The following is a 4,203-nucleotide window of genomic DNA, read 5'->3' as shown; positions in this document are numbered from 1 at the left end:
CATGCCGAACACGGAAGTTAAGCTTCAGCACGCTGATAGTAGTTGGGGGATCGCCCCCTGCGAGGATAGGACGTTGCTACGCGATTATTCCGGCATAGCTCAGTTGGTAGAGCACCTGACTGTTAATCAGGTTGTCGACGGTTCGAGCCCGCCTGCCGGAGTCGGGTTAACCACGTTAGCCAGATATGCCGGCTTAGCTCAGCTGGTAGAGCATCGGTATCGTAAACCGAGGGTCGGGGATTCGAATTCCTCAGCCGGCATCTGATAAACTTCTAGTCGTTGACTGGGAGTTTTTTTGTGTCTGAAACTTGATTGAGTAGGTGACAACTGGTCTAGTCAGATGCAAATTGGTCTAATGTTTCTATACCAATTGGTATAGAAACGAGAATGCCTTCATGACAACGATAGTTAAAATTAATGACAAATTGATTTTTCGAATAAACTCATTGTGGTATAGGTCTATTAGTGCTATCCTGAGGTTAACTAGAAAAGGATAGGGAGTTGCCATCATGAAAAACATTCTGTTAGTTTGCGGTCAAGGAATCTCAAGCCATTTGTTTATCGGGGAAGCTAAGCGGGTATCGGAAACACAACGGGTACCTTTGCATTTTCAGGCTGTGAGTTATTTGGAGTTAACACCAGAACTGTTGGCTGATCAGGACCTCGTCTTGTTGACCCCACAGGTGGCCTATCAAGCCGAGATTCAAGCGAAGATTGGCGACCAGGTCCCAATGGCCGTGATTCCTAACGACATCTACGGTTGGCTGAATAGTCAGGCTCTTGTGAAGTTCACTTGTCAGCAACTGGCTGTGCACCCCGCAGTGGCCTACTAAAATGGTTCCTGCGACGGTAACCCAACTCGCGATGCAACTCTTGCTGGCCGCGGGTGAAGCGAAGCAGCTGTTGCTGAAAGCGGCAGCCGCCGGGGAACTAACACCGACGAATCTAGCACCCTGTCGCGCCAAATTAGTCGCTGCCCATCAATTTCAGACTAAAATCATGGCTGAGCTGACGTCTAAAGGTCTTGGCCCGGATATCTTGGTGATTCACGCCATGGACAGTCTGATGGCTGTAGAGAGCAATTTTGAGTTAATTCAACTATTAAACCTAAAACCAGCGAAAGACGTCGACTAACCGCGGCGTCTTTTTTATATTGATCGTAACTTTATTCATTAAAAGTATAATAGGCGGGTAGATTAGAAATGAATAAAAAATAAGAGGATTGCATGAGACGCCTCATGCTTTCATCATTATTTTTTCCTAGGCGTGACGCGGTATGCGACGCTTTTTCTACCGAAAACCGTTGCGTAACGGCACTTCATGCAGTATAATTACTACTATGTTTTATTAGAGGTCTATGAGACACTGTAGCGACCGCCTTTTTCTTGACGGCGAAACAAAAATAAAAATATTCATTTTGACAATTGCACTGGAGGTATTATTGTTTTGAATAACAAACCAGAAACGCCTACCCAAGACCGCACTTTCTTCGGTCAACCGCGGGGGTTATCGACTCTGTTCTTCACGGAAATGTGGGAACGGTTCAGTTACTACGGGATGCGTGCCATCCTTATCTACTACATGTACTACTCTGTTACCAAGGGTGGTCTGGGCTTCGACCAAGCTACAGCCGCTTCGGTAATGTCCATCTATGGATCCATGGTTTACTTGGCTTCCGTTTTAGGTGGTTACCTGAGTGACCGGGTATGGGGGAGTCGAAAGACGGTCTTCATCGGTGGGGTTTTAATCATGTTCGGACACATTGCGTTGTCCATTCCTGCCGGGGCCATGGCCCTCTTCATTTCCATTCTCTTGATTGTTTTAGGGACTGGGCTGTTGAAGCCTAACGTTTCTGAAATGGTTGGGGGTCTCTATGACGAAGGTGACACGCGGCGTGATGCTGGGTTCACAATCTTCGTCTTCGGGATTAACTTAGGTTCCCTGGTTGCCCCACTGATCGTTGGGTGGTTAGGATTAGGTTACAACTTCCACTTAGGGTTCTCCTTGGCCGCTATCGGGATGTTCCTTGGTTTGGTTCAATACTGGTACGGTGGTAAGAAGTACTTGAGTAAAGAAAGTCTTTACCCAACCGACCCCTTGGAACCAGGTGACATGTCTAAATTAACGGTTCGTTCTCTCGTCGGTTTAGTTGCCTTCGGGTTAGTGATCCTCCTGATGTTCTTGTTAGGTTCTCTGAACTTAAACAACTTCGTGATGTTACTTTCGACGATCGCCTTGGCTGCACCTGTTATCTACTTTGTCATCTTCTTGACGAGTAAGAAGGTTACGCCAACCGAACGAAAGCACGTCTGGGCTTACTTGGGCCTGTTCATTGCTGCAACCATCTTCTGGGCAATTGAAGAACAAGGGTCATCTGTTTTGGCCTTATTCGCTGCTAACCAAACGAATAACAACTTCATGGGCTTCCACATTCTGCCTTCTTGGTACCAAATGTTAAACCCATTATTCATTCTGATTTACACGCCATTCTTTGCGATGTTGTGGAACCGTTGGGGGAAGAAGCAACCAAGTTCACCAGCCAAGTTTGCAACTGGGATGTTGTTCGCCGGGGCTTCCTTCTTACTGATGGTTGTTCCTGTGACGATGTTTGGGACTGACGTTAAGATTAGCCCACTGTGGTTAGTTGGGAGTTGGGCAATCGTTGAAATTGCCGAACTGCTGATTTCCCCAATTGGGTTGTCCGTCACGACTAAGCTGGCACCAAAGGCCTTCCAATCACAAATGATGAGTATGTGGTTCTTAGCCGATGCCGCTGGGCAAGCTGCTAACGCCCAAGTCGTTAAGCTCTACACACCAGGTAACGAAGGTGGTTACTTCCTGGGCGTGGCCATTGTTGCCATTGTTGCCGGGTTAATCATGTTCGCTCTGGTTAAACCAATTAAGAATTTGATGGCCGGAATTAAATAATCAATTTAGCCGGCAAAAAGTGCTACTCTATGGGGGTAGCACTTTTTTTGTGGAGGAGGTCTTTTCGTGGTTAAAGTGGCATTGGTCAGCGATCTACATTTTGACGTGAATCATCAGGAACTCGACACCGTCATCCCAGCCCACGTGGCTTGGTTGAAGCAACACCAAGTAGGGGTGTACCTCATTGCCGGCGACATCACCAATCACTTTGCCCAATCTCTAGCCTACGCTGAGCGCATGCAGGCGGCCTTAGCACCTGCTCAGGTGCGATTCGTGGCTGGTAACCACGACATGCTCCACGACGTCTCCTATGCCGATCTAGGGACCTCTCTGGCGCCGACGTATCTGCATCGCCAGTTTTTAGACGTTGCCGAGACCGATTGGCGAATCGTTGGGAACAACGGGTGGTATGACTACGGTTTTGCCGACAACCTGGTCGGTAGAGACTTTGCGACTTGGAAACGGGCTTTTTGGGTGGACGGCAGTATTCCTCAACCCCAGTCTGATCCAGAACGCTTGGCGGTAGAGCTACCACTGATTCAAGACCAGCTCGACCTGGCCCGGGCGGCTGACAAACGTGTGCTTTTCATGACACACTTCGTGCCACGCCGGGAGTTTATTCGCTATACGGATGATAATCGTTTCTGGAACATGGCCAACGCGCTGTTAGGTAGTCCCAAAATGGGGGAACTTCTGGCTAAGAATCAAGTGGAAACGGTCCTCTTTGGCCACGTCCACCGGCACTTTACACCCCGGCAGTTGGATGGTACTTGGTATTACGATCAGGCGGTGGGGTACCACAATCGACGGATTAACGAGTGGACTCAGGCTGATTTTGCTTCAGAATGGCAGCAACGGGTCCGAATTCTGAATTTAAACTAAAAACATCGGAAAAAATGCTTGACGATTTATACAGAATTCTGTATGATAATAAACGTTGATTCGTTTCGACGTTTCAAGCTTTTGGTGGGGTAGCGAAGTCTGGCTAAACGCGGCGGACTGTAAATCCGCTCCTTCGGGTTCGGTGGTTCGAATCCACTCCCCACCATTTTATTATTGGGCTATAGCCAAGTGGTAAGGCAACAGGTTTTGATCCTGTCATGCGCTGGTTCGAACCCAGCTAGCCCAACTTTAACCAGTCACTGTGTGTGGCTGGCTTTTTTGTGTGACGAATTGTCAAATCAAGTGCAACGTTTTCCCATAGAACACTTCAGATGGAGTTTTCCAGCCTAAGACCTTGCGTGGACGATTATTCAACTCTTTAACAAAGTTGCT

4 protein-coding genes and 4 tRNA genes are annotated in these 4,203 nt (G+C 48.0%); all 8 read left to right on the top strand.

Features of this window, described 5'->3' with window-relative positions:
- Nucleotides 1-88: 88 nt before the first annotated feature.
- The 8 genes from EKM70_RS11150 to EKM70_RS11115 all read left to right on the top strand — a co-directional run bounded on the left by EKM70_RS11150 (nt 89) and on the right by EKM70_RS11115 (nt 4,057).
- Nucleotides 89-161: transfer RNA gene (locus tag EKM70_RS11150), tRNA-Asn, on the top strand.
- Nucleotides 162-187: 26 nt separating this feature from the next.
- Nucleotides 188-260, top strand: a tRNA-Thr gene (locus EKM70_RS11145).
- A 249-nt stretch (nt 261-509) separates the two neighbouring features.
- Nucleotides 510-833: a PTS sugar transporter subunit IIB gene (locus tag EKM70_RS11140; RefSeq protein WP_125547804.1), complete on the top strand. Its 324-nt coding sequence runs from the start codon at nt 510-512 to the stop codon at nt 831-833.
- 1 nt (nt 834) lies between these two features.
- Complete coding sequence (locus EKM70_RS11135; RefSeq protein WP_125547802.1) at nt 835-1,134, top strand: PTS lactose/cellobiose transporter subunit IIA; 300 nt, start codon at nt 835-837, stop codon at nt 1,132-1,134.
- Nucleotides 1,135-1,446: 312 nt separating this feature from the next.
- Nucleotides 1,447-2,928, top strand: coding sequence for a peptide MFS transporter (locus tag EKM70_RS11130; RefSeq protein WP_125547800.1), 1,482 nt, complete (start codon nt 1,447-1,449; stop codon nt 2,926-2,928).
- A gap of 66 nt (nt 2,929-2,994) precedes the next feature.
- A complete protein-coding gene (locus EKM70_RS11125; RefSeq protein ID WP_225416442.1) occupies nt 2,995-3,810 on the top strand; it encodes a metallophosphoesterase in 816 nt (271 codons plus the stop codon).
- Between the two features lie 83 nt (nt 3,811-3,893).
- Nucleotides 3,894-3,976, top strand: a tRNA-Tyr gene (locus EKM70_RS11120).
- A 9-nt stretch (nt 3,977-3,985) separates the two neighbouring features.
- Nucleotides 3,986-4,057 (top strand) — tRNA-Gln (locus EKM70_RS11115).
- The last annotated feature ends 146 nt before the right edge of the window (nt 4,058-4,203 follow it).

The sequence above is a fragment of the Levilactobacillus lindianensis genome (genome assembly GCF_003946095.1).
In the GTDB taxonomy this organism is placed as follows: Bacteria; Bacillota; Bacilli; order Lactobacillales; family Lactobacillaceae; genus Levilactobacillus; species Levilactobacillus lindianensis.
The sequence above is the reverse complement of the archived record's forward strand: the minus strand, read 5'-3'. Positions and strand labels throughout refer to the sequence as shown.